The 19,939-nt window shown below is 69.3% G+C and carries 20 protein-coding genes and 1 tRNA gene; 6 read left to right on the forward strand and 15 right to left on the reverse strand.

Annotation, left to right across the window (positions count from 1 at the left end):
• Nucleotides 1-10 precede the first annotated feature (10 nt).
• The 14 genes from ACTOXK_RS02245 to ACTOXK_RS02310 all read right to left on the reverse strand — a co-directional run bounded on the left by ACTOXK_RS02245 (nt 11) and on the right by ACTOXK_RS02310 (nt 12,948).
• On the reverse strand, nt 11-439 hold the full coding sequence (locus ACTOXK_RS02245) for a hypothetical protein (protein WP_482277952.1): 429 nt from the start codon (nt 437-439) through the stop codon (nt 11-13).
• An 18-nt stretch (nt 440-457) separates the two neighbouring features.
• Nucleotides 458-2,545 carry a molybdenum cofactor biosynthesis enzyme gene (locus tag ACTOXK_RS02250; protein ID WP_482279381.1) on the reverse strand — a complete coding sequence of 696 codons (2,088 nt, stop codon included), beginning with the start codon at nt 2,543-2,545 and terminating at the stop codon, nt 458-460.
• 7 nt (nt 2,546-2,552) lie between these two features.
• Nucleotides 2,553-3,152, reverse strand: a complete 600-nt coding sequence (locus ACTOXK_RS02255) for a TadE/TadG family type IV pilus assembly protein (RefSeq protein WP_482277941.1) — start codon at nt 3,150-3,152, stop codon at nt 2,553-2,555.
• Nucleotides 3,125-3,289 carry a hypothetical protein gene (locus tag ACTOXK_RS02260; protein WP_482277942.1) on the reverse strand — a complete coding sequence of 55 codons (165 nt, stop codon included), beginning with the start codon at nt 3,287-3,289 and terminating at the stop codon, nt 3,125-3,127. The genes ACTOXK_RS02255 and ACTOXK_RS02260 overlap by 28 nt, the downstream gene beginning before the upstream one ends.
• Before the next feature lie 23 nt (nt 3,290-3,312).
• Complete coding sequence (locus ACTOXK_RS02265; protein ID WP_482279379.1) at nt 3,313-3,555, reverse strand: hypothetical protein; 243 nt, start codon at nt 3,553-3,555, stop codon at nt 3,313-3,315.
• 63 nt (nt 3,556-3,618) lie between these two features.
• Entirely contained in the window at nt 3,619-4,557 is a 939-nt protein-coding gene (locus tag ACTOXK_RS02270) for a type II secretion system F family protein (protein WP_482277944.1), read from the reverse strand.
• Between the two features lie 5 nt (nt 4,558-4,562).
• On the reverse strand, nt 4,563-5,540 hold the full coding sequence (locus ACTOXK_RS02275; RefSeq protein ID WP_482277945.1) for a type II secretion system F family protein: 978 nt from the start codon (nt 5,538-5,540) through the stop codon (nt 4,563-4,565).
• On the reverse strand, nt 5,504-6,835 hold the full coding sequence (locus ACTOXK_RS02280) for a TadA family conjugal transfer-associated ATPase (RefSeq protein ID WP_482277946.1): 1,332 nt from the start codon (nt 6,833-6,835) through the stop codon (nt 5,504-5,506). Before ACTOXK_RS02280 ends, ACTOXK_RS02275 begins: the two co-directional genes overlap by 37 nt.
• Nucleotides 6,836-6,846: 11 nt before the next feature.
• Entirely contained in the window at nt 6,847-8,232 is a 1,386-nt protein-coding gene (locus ACTOXK_RS02285; protein ID WP_482279832.1) for a CpaE/TadZ family protein, read from the reverse strand.
• Nucleotides 8,229-9,023, reverse strand: coding sequence for a Flp pilus assembly protein CpaB (cpaB, locus tag ACTOXK_RS02290; protein WP_482277948.1), 795 nt, complete (start codon nt 9,021-9,023; stop codon nt 8,229-8,231). Before cpaB ends, ACTOXK_RS02285 begins: the two co-directional genes overlap by 4 nt.
• A gap of 288 nt (nt 9,024-9,311) precedes the next feature.
• Nucleotides 9,312-9,386: transfer RNA gene (locus ACTOXK_RS02295), tRNA-Val, on the reverse strand.
• 135 nt (nt 9,387-9,521) lie between these two features.
• Entirely contained in the window at nt 9,522-10,733 is a 1,212-nt protein-coding gene (locus ACTOXK_RS02300; protein WP_482277949.1) for an ABC transporter permease, read from the reverse strand.
• Complete coding sequence (locus tag ACTOXK_RS02305) at nt 10,720-11,907, reverse strand: ABC transporter permease (protein ID WP_482279833.1); 1,188 nt, start codon at nt 11,905-11,907, stop codon at nt 10,720-10,722. Before ACTOXK_RS02305 ends, ACTOXK_RS02300 begins: the two co-directional genes overlap by 14 nt.
• Nucleotides 11,908-11,916: 9 nt before the next feature.
• The gene (locus ACTOXK_RS02310; protein ID WP_482278723.1) at nt 11,917-12,948 is read right to left on the reverse strand and encodes an ABC transporter ATP-binding protein; all 1,032 of its coding nucleotides are present in this window, start codon (nt 12,946-12,948) and stop codon (nt 11,917-11,919) included.
• Between the two features lie 116 nt (nt 12,949-13,064).
• On the opposite strand from ACTOXK_RS02310, the gene ACTOXK_RS02315 reads away from it, so the two are divergent.
• The 5 genes from ACTOXK_RS02315 to ACTOXK_RS02335 all read left to right on the forward strand — a co-directional run bounded on the left by ACTOXK_RS02315 (nt 13,065) and on the right by ACTOXK_RS02335 (nt 17,411).
• The gene (locus ACTOXK_RS02315) at nt 13,065-14,195 is read left to right on the forward strand and encodes a sensor histidine kinase (RefSeq protein WP_482278724.1); all 1,131 of its coding nucleotides are present in this window, start codon (nt 13,065-13,067) and stop codon (nt 14,193-14,195) included.
• Nucleotides 14,192-14,908, forward strand: coding sequence for a response regulator (locus tag ACTOXK_RS02320; protein WP_482279834.1), 717 nt, complete (start codon nt 14,192-14,194; stop codon nt 14,906-14,908). The genes ACTOXK_RS02315 and ACTOXK_RS02320 overlap by 4 nt, the downstream gene beginning before the upstream one ends.
• A 79-nt stretch (nt 14,909-14,987) precedes the next feature.
• Entirely contained in the window at nt 14,988-15,794 is an 807-nt protein-coding gene (locus ACTOXK_RS02325) for a helix-turn-helix domain-containing protein (protein WP_482278614.1), read from the forward strand.
• A gap of 2 nt (nt 15,795-15,796) precedes the next feature.
• Nucleotides 15,797-16,672, forward strand: coding sequence for a DMT family transporter (locus ACTOXK_RS02330; protein ID WP_482278615.1), 876 nt, complete (start codon nt 15,797-15,799; stop codon nt 16,670-16,672).
• Between the two features lie 43 nt (nt 16,673-16,715).
• Nucleotides 16,716-17,411 carry a pentapeptide repeat-containing protein gene (locus ACTOXK_RS02335; protein ID WP_482278616.1) on the forward strand — a complete coding sequence of 232 codons (696 nt, stop codon included), beginning with the start codon at nt 16,716-16,718 and terminating at the stop codon, nt 17,409-17,411.
• A 117-nt stretch (nt 17,412-17,528) separates the two neighbouring features.
• Here ACTOXK_RS02335 and ACTOXK_RS02340 read toward each other — a convergent pair whose 3' ends face one another.
• Nucleotides 17,529-18,683 carry a DMT family transporter gene (locus ACTOXK_RS02340; protein WP_482278617.1) on the reverse strand — a complete coding sequence of 385 codons (1,155 nt, stop codon included), beginning with the start codon at nt 18,681-18,683 and terminating at the stop codon, nt 17,529-17,531.
• A gap of 189 nt (nt 18,684-18,872) precedes the next feature.
• On the opposite strand from ACTOXK_RS02340, the gene ACTOXK_RS02345 reads away from it, so the two are divergent.
• Nucleotides 18,873-19,790 carry a LysR family transcriptional regulator gene (locus tag ACTOXK_RS02345; RefSeq protein WP_482278618.1) on the forward strand — a complete coding sequence of 306 codons (918 nt, stop codon included), beginning with the start codon at nt 18,873-18,875 and terminating at the stop codon, nt 19,788-19,790.
• Nucleotides 19,791-19,939: the final 149 nt, after the last annotated feature.

Below are 19,939 nucleotides of genomic sequence, written 5' to 3' on the forward strand. Positions count from 1 at the left end.
ATCACCTTCCTTAGAACAAGATGCCCGGCTTGTAGGCATCGACCACCAAATCAACCTCGTGAACCAGAGGCGGGAGCGCTACGCCGAACACCTCGCTACGCAAACCGAGACCGAAGAGCGTCGGGAAGTACTCGATGCGGGCCGTGAAGCGCATCAATCCCGCCGAGGCGGTCTCAACCCTCACCGAAACGGCCGTATGAGGTTCCGCGAAGCGCTCCTCCAACTCGTCGGCCACCAGGGCCGCCACGTCGCCCGCATCCTCTCCGGCCGCGGGCGCGGCGGCCCACGCGCATACTGTCTGTCGTGCCACCCGATCGAAGGAGGCGCAGGTTCCGAAGAACGTGAGCGCGTTCACGACCACCACCGCGACGATGATGGCCACTGGTAGCATGACCGCCAGCTCCACCGTCGCCTGCCCCTTCTCCTCCCTCAAATGCATCCTGCCCACGGCATCTCCCTACTCCCATGATCCATCGAGGCCAAGGGTGGCCGCTGCCGAGCGCACCACGTCTACAGCCCGTTCGACAAGGCCTTGAGCGCCCTCGGTCACGACCGGCGGCAGAGCCACGGTCAGAGGCAGCGAGAGGCCGACGATGGGCAGCTCGATGCAAGCTATCTCGATCTCAAGCCCGTCGAGACGGTCGAAGGCCTCCCGCTCGATTCGATCCGCCAAAGAACCGAACACGTTGCCGGACGAGGGGGCGCTTCCGAGCATCTCCTCGCGCACGGCCAGATAGCGCACGGAAAGCGGACTGTCATCGGCGGAAGCCACCGCGCCAGAATCGACCAGGACCGGCTTGAGCGGCGCCGTGTCGGCCGGCTGGAGGCCCACGGCCGCCAGACCATCGCCCAGCACCTCGGCCGCCCACGGCCCGAGGCCCGACGACCCTACCAGCGGTAGCCCGTCTAAGGCCCGCTCCACACCCTCTATAAGAGCTGCCTGTCCGGCGCCATAGGCCCCAAGCAGAGAGGACCAGCAGTCGAGCACGATGCGCCCCGCACCGATCGCAGCGGACCCGTCGCCGCCAAGGCCGTCGAGCAGATCCCCCACCACCGAGGCTCCCTCGTCGCCGTCCTCGATGAGCGTTGCCGCCGCCACGGCCGCCCGGGACCCTAGACCGTTTCCCGCGACGAAGGAGCCGCCCCACGGGACCGAGCTCCCCTCACCCGGGGACACCACCAAAGCGATGCACCCCGCCGCCCCGGGAGGGCGCGCTTCGATGCGCATGGACGCAGCCCCGCGCACGGCCTCGAGAACCTGATCGAAGATACTTTGGGCCTTGTCGCGCACAGCCTCAGTCAGCGGCTCGGCCTCGCGCCGGGCCCGCTCGTAATCTTCAGCGGCCTGGGCCACGGCATCGTAGTGGTACTCGAAGCCATTCTCGATGGCCGTGGAGGCCGCAGCCACCGCTCCCAGAGACGATGCCGTGAAGCGACAGGCGGGACACTCGGCAAAGGTGCCCTCTTCGAGAGTCCGCACCGACCCGTAGTAGTCCACGAGACCGGCTTCGGGACAGCCCTCCCAGGCGTGCATGACGGGCAACTCGCCATCGGTGGTCACCGGATAGGCCGGGTCGGTGTACAGCGTCGTCTCGCGCATCTGCTCGGTATTGCGGGGCAGGCGCGGGAAGACAACCTCGTCGCCCTCTCCGGCCTCATCGCAGGCCTGGCGCACGACCGTGACCGCATAGCGGTAGAACATGCGCCGCAGCGCGGACTGGGCCTTCTCATCCACCGAGGGGCCCTCGGGCGCCTCGGTGCGCAGACGCGCGGCGTAATAGGCCCGGGCCCGTTCGAGGGCCACGGAGAACGACCAGGCATCGACCGACGTGTAATGGGGGTTCGCGGCCCCCTCCAACCCGGCAAGGTGCTGGGCCCGCTCGTACATGCAATAGTCCGGCGCATCACCGCAATCCCGCCGAAAACCACGCTCCTTAGCCTCCTCTGCAGCCCGCGCCGCCTCCTCGGCCCGGGCCGCCGCCTCGGCCAGGCCGTCCTGCCCCTCCTGCACCTCCTGTTCCAGAGCCGCCTCGGCACCGTTCGTCCCCACGGCGATGGGCGCCCCCTCCGAGGGAAGGAGCAGCGCCACGGCATAGTAGGCGCTGTCCCGACCTTCTCCGTTGGCGCGGCCCACCGATGCCGCACTGGCGGCGGCCATGAAGGGCAGGGCGCGCTGCAGGCCGTCGAGGGCGGACGCCGCCCTCTCGGCGAGGGCATCCCGGGCATTGAGCACCTTCTGGCCCGCTGAAATGAGTTGGGCTCCCAGCTCGGCTGTGGGCGGCATGCACAGAGCCACAGTACCCAGGCCGTAGGAGGCTGTCCCCAGCAGCGTCATGGAGAGCACCGCCCCGTCAACGACGCGCACCGCCACCATGAACTCCGCCACCTGGTTCTCGGCAGCCAGGGCCGCGGCATCGGCCACATCCTGGATCTCGGCTGCCCGCGTGTTCACCCGGTACACCTGGGCGGCCGAGAACAGCAGGGTCAGCGATACGAGCAGGGCCACGGCCATGCCGGCCGTGGTGAAGCCCTCCTCGTCCCGCATCAATCGGTCAACCTTCATCGCACCATGCACCTGCCTTCTCCTCTGGGCTCGCACCGCCCAGTGACCGCTGGGCCCACGACGCCCGCGTGGGCGCCTCGGCCGTCACTTCCACCACCAGATTCCCGCGCTCGTTGACCAGCCCGAGCAGAGCCGCCCCCATATCCAGCAGGGGAAGCGGCCGCACCTCAGTGCGCACCGTCACCCGTGACCGATCCGCCGCACCCCCTCCCTCGCAGATCACCTCCCAGGTGCAGCCGGAGCGGTGCACATGGAAGTTGTCCTGCTCGGGGACAGAGCCGAGATGCCGCTTGACGAGGGCCACGGCCGCCGCCTCGTCTCCAGCCCCGGTGGCGAGCAGCCGACACCCCTCGGCGGCCGCCGAGGCCATGACCATGCGGTCGTAGAGCACGATGCCCGGCTGTACGAGCAGAAGCACGAGCAGAAACAGCACCGGCAACGCGAAGGCGGCCTCCACGGTAGCCTGGCCATCCTCCCGGCGACCAGGGCGACCCTCCCGACCGTGACCCGGCGCAGCGGAGCCGAATCGCACGAAGGCCGTCGTCCACGCCAGAGCGCGCCCTAATAGCTGAAGATATCGAACGCCCATCCGAGGGCCCCTTCCAGATGATGGGAGGCGGCCATGAGCGCGTGATCGACGACGAGCCCCGCGGACAGGATGCGCCAGAGAGCCCCCAGGGCGACGATCACGCAGACCACACCAGCGGTCACCACGGCGTACTCCACAGTGCCCTGGCCCGCCTCCCCGATCAGAGGCCGTTGATGCCGCTGGCGATGGCATCCCACAGCTCCTGCAGCTTGGGGCGGAACAGCGTGATGGCGAGGATGGCGATAACCACCAGCACACCGACGAGGATGGCGTACTCTGTGGTGCCCTGGCCCCGGGTACTCGCCAGCTTCCCGTGCAAGCTCGCACACAGGGCCCGCGTTCCCTCGTCCACCGTTCTCTTGAGATGCCCCATGCGATGCGTCGCGGTATTCCATAGTTTCATCGGTCATGTCCCTTCTCTTGGTATGTCGTTTACCATCATGTCGTTCATTGTCGCGGGGGCCCATCAGAAGCCTCCCGCCAGTTCCAGCAGCACGGGGCCGAGCACGAGTATGAGCATGGCCGGCAAGATGAGCACGCCCGTGGGCACCATCATCTTCACCGGGGCCTTCGCCACCTGCTCCTGCTTGCGGGCCTTGTACCCGCTACGGGCCTCCCGCGCCGCGTCCTCCAAGTTGTCCGCCAGCGTGGCGCCGAACCGCAGGGAGCGAACGACGTTCTCCACCACCCGCCCGAAGAGCGGCGAGTCATAGGAGGCGGCAACGGCGCGCAGGGCCTCGTCGCGCGATGCCAGGCCGCAGGACCACTGGCGGTGGGCATCGGCGAGGGCATCGGCGAGCATCGTGCGGAAATGCCCCGTGTACAGCTCGAGGCTGCGGTCGAAGGACATGCCGCTGCGCATGCCGAGGGCCACCACGTCGAGCATCTCGGAGAGATCGCGCTCCATGGCCTCGGCCCGGCTGCGAGCACGATGGCGCAGGGCCCAGGGCAGCGCCTGCCACCCCGCCAGCGCTCCGGCGGCTGCCAAGCAGCAGCCCAGCTCAAGCGAGATCGCGCCGCCGACCAGCAATCCCGCCAGCAGGCCCCCGACGGCCAGGCGCACCCGAGCCTCCCAGCAGCCCCCATCGGTCAGGCGCCCTGCCATGCCGGCAATCGCGGCGTTCTGGGCGGAGGGGCGGCCGCGCAGGAATGCCGGCGCCCAGGGCACAGCGAGCGGGCTGCCCATGCGCTGCGACAGATGCGCCGCATAGGCGACGATGCGCTCGTCCACGGGCTCGGACCTCCCCCGCTCCTCGCGGCGCGCGGGCTGGCTGTCGTCCGGACGGACAGCGGCCCGATGGCGGACGCGGCGCTGCCAGGTGCACCCACACCGCCACAAACACCAGCCGACCGCCCCGGCCGAGAGCAGCGCACCGGCCCCATAGACCCCGTTGATCCAATCCACAAACCTCACCTCCCGTCTACATCGAGCATCCGTTGAACCATGAGTACCCCGGCCGCTTGCATGACCAGGGCCATGGCCAGCAGAGCCATGCCGGGGACGCTTTCCACAAACGGCCCCAAAAAGCCCGGGCTCATGAGGGAGAACAGCGCGACGAGCACAAAGGGCATCGCCGTGACGATACGGGCCGAGAGCTTCGCCTGGGCCGTTTGGACCCGCAACGAACGCGCCAGCTCGATCTCCCCCTCCACCGATTCCCGAGCGGCGTCGAGCACGGGGGCGAGGCTGCCGCCGCAGGTGTGCTGCACATCGAGGGCGACGGCCACGAAGGCCAGCTCTGGCACATCGGTGCGGCGGCGGAAGACCGCGAGGGCCTCGCTCGCCACGCCGCCCGTCTCCAAAATGCGCGCCGAGGAGAGGAACAGTGCTCCCAGCGGGCCCTTCATCTCGGTGCCCGTCTGCCGCAGGGTCTGCATGAGCGAGAGCCCGGCCCGAAAGCACACGCCGAGCGATCGGAGGGCATCGGGCACCTCGTCGCGCAGGGCATTCTGACGCCGTTCGGCATCGGCCCGAGCGATACCGCCCGCAACGACCGCGGCGCCTCCGGCCACGGCCGCCCCGAAAACCGGAGAGCCGGTCAGGGCCCATCCCAGAGCCACCGATCCTGCGGCAGAGGCCAAAGCGCACGACGCCACCGCCTCGGGCTCAGCGTCGATACCACGCGCTCGGCAAAGGGCCACGGCGCCGTCGACCCACCGGGCCGGTGTCCCGTGGCGCAAGAGCCCTCGGGCCAGGGGCCTAAACGGCGAGACACCATGGCGCAAACGCCATTCCAGCCGCGAGGCCGGCCCCGCGTCATCGCCCGCGAGCAGCACCCGGGCCCGCAGGCGCCGATCCCTGCGCTCGAGCCAGTCGCGCCCGAGCAGAAAGCCCGCCGCGCCCGAAGCCGCTACGCCGACAACCGTATATCCAGTGAGCGGATCCATGCCTTCACCTCCTTCTTATCGGCAATACCCGTCCAGGCGAGCTCGTCGATCCAGGACGGCCACCCAAGCCACCGGCCCTCAGACCGGCCTGCCTCCCGCCGGTAGAGCGGCGTCAGCGCGCACCGGCGCCGTTCGAAGTCGAAGGCCATGGAGGCGATCTCCGAGACGCATCGCTCGCCACCGGGACGCCGGGCCGTCTGCACCACGAGATCGAAGGCGTTGCCGATCTGAGCCTCGATGGCATCGAGGGGCAGATCGACCCCGAAGCGCACCATGGTCACGAGACGATCCACCGCCTCGCGGGGCGAGTTCGCGTGCAGCGTGGTGAGCGAGCCCTCATGCCCCGTGTTCATGGCCTGCAGCATGTCGATGGCCTCCTCGGAGCGACACTCCCCCACGATGATGCGGTCGGGGCGCATGCGCAGGGCATTGACCACCAACTCGCGGATGGTGACCTCGCCCGTGCCCTCCGCGTTGGGCGGTCGCGCCTCGAGTCTCACCACATGGGGATGCCCGTCGAACTTCAGCTCCGCAGCGTCCTCGATGGTGATAACGCGCTCCTCGTGGGAGATATGGTGGGACAGGGCGTTCAGCAGCGTCGTCTTGCCGCTTCCCGTGCCGCCGACCACCGCCAGGGACTTCCGCGCGAGCACCGCCCAAATGAGGAAGCGCTCCACGGAGCCATCGAAGGAGCCGCGGGCCCGCAAGTCGCCCAAGGTCATGGCCCGGCGCGTGAAGGACCGGATCGTGAGGCAGGGGCCGTCGATGGACAGGGGCGGCACAACGGCATGGACCCGGTGGCCCTGGGGCAGCCGAGCGCTGACCAGTGGCGACGATTCGTCGATGCGCCGGCCGAGCGGGCCGAGGATACGATCGATGAGGGCCCGCACCTGCTCGTCGCTCTCGAAGGACACCTCAGAGGGAATCAGGCGGCCGTCGCGCTCGATGAACACGCTGTGGGATCCGTTGACCATGATCTCGGTCACCGACTCGTCCCGAATGAGAGCGTCGAGGGGGCCGAGGCCAAACACCGTGTCGATGAGGCCGTCCACGAGCCCCCGGAACACCCCGGCATCGAGATCGCGCCAAGGCTCCCGCGTGGCGAGCCGGCGGCAGGCCGCCCGTATCTCGTTGCGGGCCCGCTCAGGGCTCTCCCCCACGATGACCGCCACCCGATCCAAGGGCACGATCTCGCCGACGGCGGCCCGCAGAGCCTCCATGCCCCGCGCCGCGCGGCCCTCGTCCTCCCGCTGTTGGGCCTCCTCGATAGATTGGACCCGTTCAAGAAATGCCATGGGACCACCGCCTATCGCTTCACGGTTTCAAGGGCCGCCGGAGCGGCCGCCTCGCGCCGTCGGGAAGCACGGCCCCGCCGCGAGCGCCGCGGCTCGCGGGCCCGGGATCCGGCCAGGCCGAATCGGGCCATGACGCTCTCCTGGGCCGTGGCCGAGACACCACGAGCCGCCGTGGGAAGCAGCTCGTCGAGCACGGCCTCGATGCTCGCGCACAGCCCGTTGCCCGAGGAGGCCAAGGTCGGGGCAAGGCCCGCGCCGAGCAACTCCTCCACCTCGGGGCCGCCGTCGGCCAGCTCGGCCACGTGGGCGCCGTGCAGGGCGCTCGACACGTCGATGGACGTGAAGGGCGCATGACGACCACAGCGGTTCACGGCCAGCAGGAACGAGCCCGTGGCGATGCCGCAGCGCAGGCACAGATCGAGAGCGTGACGACAGGCCCGCACCGAGGACGCCCGCTGGTCCACGAGAAACACCGAGGCCGCGCTCTGCTCGAGCAGATGGGCGTGGAGATCGCTCCAACTACCGCCCGTGTTGACGATCACCAGATCGAAGCGAGCCGTCAGCTGCGCCGCCACCGATTCGAAGAGGCCGCCGACCACCTCGGCCCGCTCCAGGTTGCGCGGGGCCGAGACGAGGACGAGGGCCTCATCGGCCAGGGCGGCCAGGGCCGCGGGGTCAGCCGCGGCCTCCTCGATGGACAGCGACGGGCACGGGCCGGCCAGCTCATGCAGATCGCCGAACTGGAGATCGCCGTCGAGCAGCGCCGTGCGCAGGCCGCGCCGCGCAGCAAGATGGGCCGCCAGCACCGCCACCGTGCTCTTGCCGGCCCCGCCGCTGCCGCTCACCACGGTGAGCAGGAAGCCCGTCGGGCGATCCGGAGCGCCCCCGGAGAGTGAGCCGCCGTACAGAGCGGCCCCCGAAGTGCCGTCGGGCCCATCGGCCGCGGACGCACCGTCTTCCACAGCGGCCGAGACGGCCGCCTCGCTGCGACTCTCCGCGCTCCGCTCAACCGTCCGCGAACCGTCGGGCGCGGCGCCCTTCCGGGCGGCGGCCTCGAAGCGGGCCGCAAACTCGCCGGGGCCCAGCACGCCGTCGAGCCCGGCGGCATTGGCCCGGGAGCGGGTCGAGCCGGATTGGCCGCCCACGAGGAACACCGCGCGCTGCGGATGATCGCCCTTGAGGGCCGCAGCGAGATTGACCGCCTGCACCTCCTCGCTCGATGCAACCCAGACCTCCGCCACGGCGTCCTCGCGGCCGAGAGCGGCCCGCGCCTCCGCAGCACTGCGGTATGTTTTGAGCCACGGCGCCTCCAGGCACGTTCCCGCCGCCAGACCCAGGCGCTGGGGCTCGGCGAGGTCGGCACCGCAGGCGCACAGAATGCAGATCGGCGCGCTCATCGGGCCACCTCCCCGTCGGTCCCGGCCGCCGAGCCGTCCGAGGAGGTCGCCGCCGCACCATCAGCGCCGGCACGGGCCCCGTCCGCCGAGGCATCGGGGGCATCCGGCTCCGCCGGCGCTCCGGGTTCCGCGACCTCGCCATCGGCGGCCGCCGGCGCGGCACCGTCGCCGATGGCCGGCAGGGCGAAGTACAGCTCGAGGTTCTGGGCCGCGGCCACGATCTCCTGGACCCGCTCGGGATCGACCGCCAGGGTGACCCACTCGGCAGCGGTCGCAGAGCCCTCGCCCGCCGCACTCGTAGCCAGCACGAGGGCACCGGCCACGAGCTTCGTCGTGGACACCGGTCCCGTCGCATACACATCGACGGCCATGCCCGCCTCCACCGAGCCGCCGACGGCCTGCACCGCCCGGGCGGGCACGCTGATGGCGGCCTTCCCCGCGGGAACGCTCAGGGAGGCGGCCGCCGCTTCGGTACGGCGCGCCGTGATGACCTCGCCCTTCACGATGCTCGATCCCAGGCGCTTTCCCACAATCTGCGCGGCGTCGGTCACGGCACCGTCGGGCAGCAGGTCGGCCACCCACAGCTTCGTGACGATGGCGCTTCCATCCACCACCTCGCCAGCGGCCAAGTCCCGCTTCGCGACGCACACTTCTATTTGGTCGCCACCGTAGCGCTCGAGGGCCGCAGCCCGCGCCTCGTCGACCTCGCCCCGCACACTTGCCAGGTACAGGCCCACGCACAGCGCGCAGACGACGCCGCACGCAATGCCCGTTATGGTTGTCTTGCTCATTCTCATGTCATCTCCCGCCATTTGGAAACACCGGCATTATGCATTCCCAAAACCGTAGAAATGACGTGGCAAATTCGCACTTGATTCCCGCCGCGCACCGACCCCGCGTCGTCTGCGGACCTCCCGCCCGCCGCCCGAGGGTCGCCGCGCTGTCTCGACCCCTCCCGCGCCCGGGCCGCCCCGCCGTCGCACCCGGCCGTCCGCAAACCGTCCCAGCCTAGCGGCTGAACCGCACGGCGAGGCACCCGAACACGAAAAGAGCCCCATGGCTGGGGCTCTTCGGATTCATGGTGGTCGCGGAGGGATTTGAACCCCCGACCTTGTGCTTGTAAGGCACCTGCGCTCCCGCTGCGCCACGCGACCTTTTGTTGCTGCGCGAGACGTTCGCGCGAATGGGTATTGTGCCACAAATTCGCTGCAGGGGCAAATGGGCGTCCGTCAGCAGACCCGCGCACGCGATCCGGCGACCCTAGGCGAGGGTCGGGCGGCACCCTCATCCTACCGGGGAATCGCAGCGGCGGCGTTGCCGCCGGCTTCCGCGCTCTGGGTGCGCAGGCGCCCGGCTACGAGGGCTACCACGAAGATGGCGGCAGCGAACAGAACCAGCACCCCCACAGCCGGCATCACGCCCACCGCGGCCCCTTCGGCCCCCACGGCGGCGTTCAGGCCCTCGCCGAGCCAGTACACCGGCGTGAACGCGGCCACGGCGCGCACCGCTTCGGGCATGAGATCGAGGCTGATCCACGTGCCACCGAGGAAGGTCAGCAGCATGCCCGTGATGTTCCCCACGGTGTTCGACGCGTTCTCGCCGCAACCGAGCTGTCCGAGCAGAAACGCCAGGGCCAGCGGTATGAGCATGAACGCCAGTTCCACCCCGAGCACCTGGGCAAGCGTGCTGGCCGGCAGCGCCGCCGCCGAGTAGCCGAAGGCCGCCAGGCCGATACCCATGATGACCGTCCAAACCGCCAGGGCCACCACGAGCCCCGCCGCCAGCTTCTGCAGGCCCATGCGCACGCTGGACGTCGGCGCCACGATGACGCGGCGGCGCACATCGGTGCGGTTGAAGGCCCCCATGAGAATGCCCACGGACACCACCACGGCCACGGTGAGCGGATAGGCGCTCCACATCAGGTAGAACAGGAAGGCCTCGCTGCCGGTCGCCGCGCCAGGCACGGGCACCTCTTCCACCGCCGCCTCGTGCTCGTTGGCCGCCTCGGCCTGGGCCACCAAATCAGACAGCGCGGCCTCCGGCTGCAGGATGGCGGCGGCCCGCACGAGGCCGAGGTACTGGTTCACCTGCGTGTCCACCAGCATGGCGGCCATGGACTCGAAGCTGAACACCACGTCCAGCGCCGGCGCTGGGCCGTCCTCGCGGGCGGCGGCCAGGTAGTCCTCCTGAAAGCCGGCGGGCACGATGAGCAGGTAGTCCACCTCCCCCGTGGCCACGGCGTCCTGACAGGCCCGCACCTCGTCGGCCACCTCCACCGACGGCCCCTGCTCGGCCAGAAAGGCCGCCACCGAGCGGGAGAGCTCGCTGTCGTCCCGGTCGATCACCGCGAAGGGCACTTCGGCTCGCTCGTAGCCCTCGGGCGCCGGCGGATACACGCCGCCGGTGACGAACAGGCCCATGAGGCTCAAGAACCCTACGTAGACGATCAGGTACATGGGGTGGCGCACCACCACCTCCAAGGCATATTTACAGGCTTGCATAGCGCTGCCTCCTCATGAACAGGGCGCTGAGGGCGAACAGCGCCACGGCGAACGCGCCGAGGACGACCATATTCCCCGCGAACACGTCCAGGCCGTCGTAGTAGTACAGGCTGTAGAACACGTCGCAGATGGCCTTCGCCGGATTCAGCGACGAGAGCAGCGGGAAGTCCCGCGCCACCGTATCGGCCAGAGCCATGCAGGGCTCGCCGTAGAGCCCCGTGAACAGCGAGAGCAGGCAGACCACGCCGGTGAGAATGCCGGTTTTGGAACCGAAGTCGATCTTGGGAAGCGACCCTAAGGCCGTGCCCAGGGCGCAGGCCACGAGCGCCGCGCCGGCCAGACCCACCACGCACCAGCCCTCGCGGCCAGCAAAATCGACCCCCACGACAAACCGCGTGTACAGAAAGGCGACGACCAGACAGCCAAAGGACAGAAGCCAGCAGGCCGCGAGCGTGGCCGCCAGCGTGCGCGTGCGCCCGATGGCCCCCAGCGCCCGGCGCGCGCCCAAAGGCGAGAGGTTCGGCTGGGTCCAGCACACGGCGCACACGGCGATCTGGGCGCCGAACAGAGCAGCCATGGCGAACAGGGCGTAGTAGAAGCGCACCGACTGCTTGGGGGCGCCGTGGGTGAGGGCTACCTCCTCGGTGACGGCGCTGCCGTCGAAGGCCTCCGCAAGCCGGGCCGGATCGGCGAACGCCCGCGGGTCGGCCTCGGCGATGGCCCTCATGAGATCGGCATCGCGCCCGTAGGTGGCCACCACCGATTCCAAGATGCTGCGGTTGATGGCGTCGCCGTCGGCCGTGGGGTTGATCTTGACGCCGGGGGCCACGGCCAGCACTGGCTCCCCCTCCCCGTTCACCGACAGCACGCCGGCCACCTCGCCGGCGATCAGGGCCTCCCGGGCCTCCTCCTCGTCGGCGAAGGAGCGCAGCACCAAAAGCTGGTCGTCGCCGACCTCGCCGAGGGCGGCAGCCACCCCCGAGAAGGGAGATTCGTCCCACGCCTCATCGGCCACCACACCCGTGGGCACCGGGTCGTAGTCGGTCATGTCGTCGATGGTCACGAACAGGAACATGAACATGGTCGCCATGATCAGGGGGAAGATGAGCGACCAGATGAACAGCGCCTTCTCGCGCACAAGCGCCCGCAGGGTGCTCACGAATAACGTAGCCATGGCGCGCCCCTAATCCCGCAGCTCTTTGCCGGTGATTTCCAGAAACACGTCGTTCAAGGTCGGCGGTTCGGCGTACACGCGGCCCGGGGCGCACCCCTCCGCGGCCAGCACGGCCAGCACGTCGGCCACGTTGCGGGCCCCCTGCTCGCACTGCACCGCCAGCTCTGGCTCGCTATAGGTCACGCGCCGCACGTGGGGCAGCGCGGCCAGACGCTCACGGACGGCCGGCGAAAGCCCCGCCACCTCCACCATGATGCGCTCGCCGGCGCCCACCATGGCCTTCAGCTCGCCGTTGGTGCCCACGGCCACCGCCCGTCCGCGATCCATGATCATGATGCGCGAACAGATCTCCTCCACCTCTTCCATATAATGGCTCGTGTACACCACGGTGCAGCCGCGCTCGTTCATGGCGCGAATGCCCTCCAGAATGGCGGCGCGGCTCTGGGGGTCCACGGCCACGGTGGGCTCGTCGAAGAAGGCGAGCTGGGGTTTGTGGGCGATGCCGCAGGCGATGTTCAGCCGGCGCAGCAGGCCGCCCGACAGCTTCCGCGGCCGAAAGCCCGTGTAGTCGCCGAGCCCCACGAACTCGATGGCCTCGCCCACGAGCCGGGCCCGCTCGCGCCGGTCGTCCACGTACAGGGCGCAGAAGAAGTCGATGTTCTCCCGCACGGTCAGCTCGTCGAACAGAGCCACGTTCTGGGGCACCACGCCGATCTTGCGCTTCAGGTCATAGCGCGTGGGGGTCATGGGCGCGCCGAACAGGCGGATGGCGCCCTTGTCGAAGGTGAGCAGCTGCAAGATGCAGTTGATGGCCGTGGTCTTGCCCGAGCCGTTGGGGCCTAAAAGCCCGAAGATCTCCCCGGGGGCGATGGTCAGGTTGAAGTGGTCGAGGGCCACCACGTCGCCGTAGCGCTTCACCAGGTTGTCCACGGCCACGATGCTGTCGGCCGCCGCAGCGGGCGCGGCGGTCGGGGCCGTCGGTGCTACGGGCGCGGGGCTCGTGGCAGAATCGGCGGGTGCCGTTGTCGAGATGTCGTCCATGGGCGCTCCTTCTCCGTTTTCGTTGCTCCGCCATTATTTCAGGGGCCGCGCCGCCGCAGAAGTGCCAAATGTCACGGTTTTCGCGCGGGGCGCCGCGCGCCCCTTATAATGGCCCCATGGATCGCATCATCGACGAAATCGTCCTTCTCGGGCTGGGAATTCCCCTCCTGCTGCTCGCTCCCGCCGCACCCGCCACGGTGGCGGTGCTGCTCGTCGCCGTGGTGGTCACCGGCCTGCTGGAACTGCTCGACGGCCGCGACTTCCCGGGGGCTCGGGCCGCGGGCTTGGCCCTGGTAGGCGCCTTTCTGGTAGCGGGCCTCGCGCTGCCGAGCGCGGCGGCCTTCGTGCCCCTGGCAGCCTACAACGCCGCGGCTTTCTCCCTGGGGCCGCTGCGCTTCGCGTGGCCCGCAGCCCTTGCGGGGGCGATCGCGTCCGGCGACAGAACCCTGGCCGCCGCGGCCCTCTTGCTAGGCGCGCTGGCCTGCCTCATGGCCTGGCGCACCCGCAGCCACCGCGCGGAACGGGCGTCCCTGCAGCGCATGCGCGACGCCGTGCAGGAGGACCGCCTGGCCCTGGCCGCCCGCACCCGGGACCTGTCCGAGCGCCAGGATTTGGAAGTCAGCTGCGCCGTGCTGGACGAGCGGGCCCGCATCGCCCGGGAGATCCACGACAACGTGGGGCACCTGCTCACCCGCTCGGTGCTGCACGTGGAGGCCCTCACCGTGGTGCACGGCGACGACGGAGCCCTCGGCGCCGAACTGAAGACCGTGGGCGCCACCCTCCACGATGCCCTCCATTCTGTGCGCACGAGCGTGCACAACCTCCATGACGACGCCTTCGACCCCCGCACCGCCTTGGAAGGGGTGCTCGGGGAATGCCCCGGCCTTACCGGCTCGCTCACCTTCGAGGCGACGGCCCTGCCGCGGCCCGTGGGGCTTGCCGTCCTCGCCATGGTGCGGGAGGCCCTCTCCAACGCCCGGGCCCACGGCAATGCCACCGCAGCCGCCGTCGCCGTGGTGGAGTTCCCCGGGTTCTACCAGCTCACCGTGGAAGATAACGGCCGCCGGCCCGCCCAGAACCCCGACAGCGGTGCCGACGAAGTAGACCGGCGTGGCCTCGGCCTCACCTCCATGGAAGAGCGGGCGAGCGCCCTGGGCGGCACGTTCTCCTGCGGGCCCCTGCCACCGCCCCGGACCGGTTGGCGCGTGTTCGCCACGTTTCCCAAGGAACAGGAGGTGCGCCCGTGAGCGCTGCCCACCCCCTCTCCGTCGTGCTCGTAGACGACGACGCCCTCGTCGGCTCGTCGCTGCGCACCATTCTGGAAGCGCGGGGCACGGTGACCGTGGCCGCCCTGGGCACGAAGGGCGCCGAGGCCGCGGCCCTCTACGAGGCCCATCGCCCCGATATCATACTGCTCGACATCCGCATGCCCGATATGTCGGGCCTGGCGGCGGGCGCGGCCATTCTGGCGACCCATCCCGAGGCGCGGGTGGTCTTCCTCACCACCTTCGCCGACGACGACTACATCGTGCAGGCGCTGCGCATCGGGGCCCGCGGCTACCTCATCAAGCAGGAGGCCGCCGGCCTGGCCGAGGCCCTCTCGGCCGTCATGGAAGGCCAGATGGTCTTGGGCTCCGACGTCACCGAGCGCGTGGCCGCCCTCATCGGCCGCCCGACCGGCAGCGGGTCGGCGGCCGATTCCGGGGCGCATCCCGCCGGTCCCGGGGCCTCGCACCACGCCCCGACGCCCCCTGCCGGTGAGAACGCCCCCGCCTTCGCCGCGGGCCTCACCGAGCGGGAGCGCGACATTGCCGCCCTCATCGCCGAGGGGCTCGACAACCGCGAGATCGCCCGGGCCCTCTACCTCTCCGAGGGCACCGTGCGCAACCATATCTCCGCCATCCTCCAGAAAGCCGGCCTCAAGAGCCGCACCCAGATAGCCATCGCCTGGTGGCGGTAAGCACCGAAGGCCCGCCATCTTCGGAACCTGCAATTTCGTGCAAGAAATCGTGCGCAGAATGGCTATCATGGGGCTCATTATGGCAACGGTTTCCCCTCAACAGAGCGAATCGGTACGGCGCGCCCTCGGCGGCGCATTGGAATTTCGCCGCTTCGCCGGCCTCGACCGGCCCTTCGCGGCCCACGCCCACGATTACCCGGTCATCGGCCTGGTGCGCGAAGGCTGCCGCCTTATGGAATGCAACCGGCGCACCTACCGCTTGGAGGCAGGCCAGCTGCTCGCGCTGAACGCCGGCGACGCCCATGGCTGCATCCAGATGGGGCCCGCCCCGCTCGTCTACGACAGCGTGGCGCTCTTGGGTTTTCCCGACTGCCCGCCCTTCGAGGGTCCTCTCGTGGAACATGCCGAGGCCCGGGCCTGCATGGAAGACATCGCCGCGCTCATGGATGCGGCCCCTCTTGACGAGGGGGCCGTGGAAGAGGCGCTCTACCTGCTCATCGACCACCTCTCCGCGCCTGCGGATATCAAGCCCCGCGACGAGGCTGCTCGCGCCATGGCCGCCTATCTGCGCACCCACGTGGACCAGACCGTGCGCCTGGACGCCCTGGCGCAGGCCGCGGGGCTGGACAAGTACCGCGCCCTGCGAATCTTCACCGCCGCCTTCGGCCTCACGCCCATGCGCTATCTGGCTTCGCTGCGCGTGGAACGGGCCCGGGAGCTACTCGGCCGCGGAGCCACCTGCGCCGATGCGGCCTTCCAGGCCGGCTTCGCCGATCAGGCGCACCTCACCCGCGCCTTCAAGGAGCGCCTCGGCGTCACCCCCGGCTTCTATCAGCGCGCCGTCACCGGGAAGAGCGCCCCTGCCACGAGCCAACGAGAAGCATAGCCATGAAAGCCCACCTGCTCGCCCTGTTCACCATTCTGGTGTGGAGCACCACCTTCGTGGCCACCAAGGTGCTGATCGCCGCGGGCCTCACGCCGCTGTGGATTCTCGTCATCCGCTTCACCCTGGGCTTTCTCGCCCTGTGCTGTCTGCGCCCCCACCGGCTGGCCGTGGCCGACCCGCGTCACGGCCGCCTGTTCGCCGCCGCAGGTCTGACGGGCGTGACCTGCTATTTCCTGCTCGAGAACATCGCCCTCACCTTCACGAGCGCCACCGCTGTGGGCACCATTGCGGCCACAGCTCCCCTGTTCTGCGCCCTCATCATGCTCGCCCGGGGCTCCCGTCCCACCGCACCGGCGCGCTTCGCCCTTGGGTTCGCCCTGGCCATGGCCGGCATCGCGCTCGTCGGCGCTGCCAGTGGCGAGAATCCCTTCATCGGCAGCGCCCGCGCCAACTTCATCGGCTGCGGGCTCTCCTTTGCCGCGGCGATCGTGTGGGCGGTCTACTCCATCATCGTGGGGCGCATCGCCGAGGCCGGTTACGAGACCTTGGCTGCCACCAAGCGCATCTTCGGTTGGGGCCTGCTGTTCATGGCGCCCACCCTCCTTATGGCCGGGCCCGCGCCGCTGCCCGCCCTGGCCGAGCCCGTCGTGGCGGGAAACCTGCTGTTCCTCGGCCTCGGCGCCTCGGCCGCCTGCTTCGTCACCTGGAATTTCGCCGTAAAGCATTTGGGGCCCGTCACCACGAGCACCTACATCTACCTCGTGCCGGCGCTGACCGGCACCGCCTCGGCCATCGTGCTGGGCGAGGCCCTCACCGTCCCCATCGTCGGCGGCCTCGTACTCACCATCGCAGGACTTACGCTGTCGAACCGACCGTGATACGATAGACGCTCCGTTTCTGCTCCCGGCGAAAGGATCTCCCGTGGCCGTGCTTCCCGATACCGTGCAGACCGCCTTCGATCGCGCGGCGGCCCAACGGGCCCTCGTGCTGCCGACCATCCCCGAGGAACTACGCGCCCTGGAGGCCGACGAGCTGCTGGACGGTGCGCCCGGGCCCCTCGAGGCCATCGACGCGCGCGATCTCATCATCGCCGACGCCGGCTTCTCGGAGCTGGAGACCATCGGCGCGCGTTTCACGAACTGCTTCCTTTCCTACTGCGACTTCACCGGTGCCCTGTTCACCGACACGGTGTTCGAGGGCTGCGATTTCGCCAACACGTACTTCGACAGCGCCGGCTTCACCCGCTGCGTGTTCAAGAACTGCAAGCTCACCGGCGCCTCGTTCATGGAGGCGAACCTGGAGCAGGTGACATTCTCCGACTGCAATTTGGCCTACAGTGCCCAGAATCGCTGCCGCTGGTGGGGAGTGGAGGCTGTACGCTGCGATTTCTCCGAAGCCGATATGGCCGAGATGGAGCTGCACTACGTGCTGCTCGACGACGATCGCTTCATCGGCACGAGCTTCTTCCGCACCCCGCTCCTCGGTCTCGATTTCACCACCTGCCAGCTGCAGGGCGTGGCGTTGTCAGACACCATGGCGGAGATATACGGCACGAAAATGAACATCTACCAGGCCGCCGCCCTTGCCCGGCGCCTCGGGGTCATCGTCGCCGAATAGGAAAAGGCCCCGAGCGCGTCCGATCATGCGCCCGGGGCCTTTGGGGTGCAAACGGCTTCAACCGCATCGTCTGAGGCGCGGGAAGCCCGGAGATATCAATGGTCACCGTTTCCGGCCCTAAGCGGCCAGGCGATCCTTGCTGCGCGCCATGCGGGTCAGCATCCACGACCCCAAACCGCTATGGCGCCCGTAGTGGGAACCGGCGCGGAAGCCGAAGGCCACCCGCGGAGCCGCCGGTGCGGGTGTGGAAGCCGTCGGGGTCGCCGCCGAGATCGAAGCTGCGGAGGGAATTGGGGCCGCTGTCGGAGCCGTGGGCGCTGCCGGAGCCGCGCCCGTGCCACCGCCGACCGCCTGGCCCGCAGCGGGGACGCTGGCGGGCGCCGCGGGCGCGGTAGCCCGACCGTCCACGTAGGTAGCGGCGATGACCGTGGCCACGATGAGCCCCGCACCGACCAGCCCCACGACCGACAGCGTCTCGCCCAGCCACCAGTAGGCGAACAGGGCCGTGAACACCGGCTCGCCCGTGAGCAGCAGCGACACGGTGGTGGAGGAAAGACGGTCAAGGGCCGCACTCTGGAGGAAGAAGGCCAGACAGGTGGAGAACAGCGCCAAGAACGCGATGATTCCCCAGGCCACAGGCTGCACGGCCGCAAAGTTCACCGGCGGCTCCAGCGCCAGGGCGCAGCCGAGGCACAGGGCGAAGGCCACCACGATCTGGGTGCCGGCCACGCTGACGGCATCCAACTGCGCCAAGGCCTGCTTTCCGAACACGAGGGCGCCGGCCAGGGCCACCGAGGCCCCCAGGGCCAGCACTTCGCCCGGGCCCACAGCCAAGCTGCCGCCCTGGCTGCACAACAGGTACAGACCCGCGGCCACACCCACCTGGAAGGGAATGATGGCCCGCGGGTAGCGGGTGCGCTCGGCCACCGTAGCCAGCAGAGGCGCGAATATCACGGGCAGGGCCACCAGAAAGCCCACATTGGTGGCCGTCGTCAGATCGAGGGCCACGTTGCAGCACAGATACGACAGGGCCATGCACAGGGCCTGGGGCAGCCACACCCGCACGCGCACGGTGCGCAGCCGCGTCGCCATGGAGCGACCGAAGAAAGCGAGAAACACCACGGAGGCCAGACCGAAGCGCACGGCGAGGCACCACAGGGGCGTGATGGAGTCGTAGGCAAACTTCGTCACCGCGCTGCCCGACCCGAAAATGATCACTTCGATGATCACGAAGGCCACAAACGGCCAGCGTGCCTGCGCCCAACGGTTCATGACTCACTCCTTTCGCTTCCATTGCGCAGAGCGGCGCTCCGCGCGTCGCGCCCTTGTCCAGAGCGCAAATATCCAAGCCTCCACAGAGGCGCGTTTTGTCTGGTTGAGGAACGATGGACATACTAATGCCCCATTAAATGAAAGTAAAACGAGACTTATTGTAAAACATTTCAAGAAAGTCTTATACTTATGCAACTGCACTACGAAAGGGGAGCCCTCATGGCCAACCAGCGCTACGATGCGTTCATCGCCGCCGCCCGCCACGGCAGCTTCAAGGCCGCTGCCGAAGAATTGGGCTATACCCAGGCCGGTATCAGCTATCTGGTGAACGCACTGGAGAAGGAGCTGGGCCTGACGCTGTTCCTGCGCGAGTACGGCGGCGTGCACCTCACCACCGAGGGCCGCGAGGTGCTCGGTCTTGTGCAAGCGATCAACGCCGACGAACATGCCCTGGCCACCCGCGTGCGCGAGCTGAACCACCGGGAAGGGGGCCTCGTGCGCGTGGGAGCCTTCACGAGCGCCGCCATCGAGTGGTTCCCGCAGATCGCCAAGGAGTTCCTCGCCCAGTATCCGAAGATCGACTTGAAGCTGCTGTGCATCGACGACGAGGAGGAGCTGGTGGAAGCCACCGGGGAGGGTCGGGCCGACTGCGCCTTCTCCGTGGCCCCCGAGCGCCGCTCCCTGGACGCCATCCCGCTGCACACCGATCCCCTCCTCGTGGTGCTGCCCCCCGACCATCCCCTGGCCGGAGCCGCCGTCTTCCCCACGGAGGCCTTGGCCCGCGAGCCCTACATCCAGCTCCAGGGCAACGCGCGGCCCTCGGAAATGGAGGCGCTCTTCGAGGCCAACGGCGTGACCCCCAACGTGCGGTTCACCGTGGACTCCGACTACGCCGTCATGTCCATGGTCAGCGCCGGGCTGGGCTTCTCGGTGCTGCCAAGCCTCATCCTCTCACGGCCCCTGTTCCCCTTGGCGGTGCTGCCGCCCGAACGCCCCTGTGCCCGGGAGATCTACTTGGCCGTGCGCTCCTGGGACACCGCCTCGGCGGCCACCCGGGCCTTCGCGGACGTGACGGAGCGCTGGGTGGCCGAGCGCTACGGAGCCTGAGCGCAGAGCGCTGAGAAGCCGGGGCAGTCCTACCCGTGCAAAGTAACGCCTTTTGGCGCGCGAAACGTGCAAAGCGCCGCAAAACGTGCAGGTTTTCGCCAAAAGGGCGTTACTTTGCACGGATCTCCGACAGCGTCCGGGGCGCCCGC

Source organism: Adlercreutzia sp. (assembly GCF_056795635.1).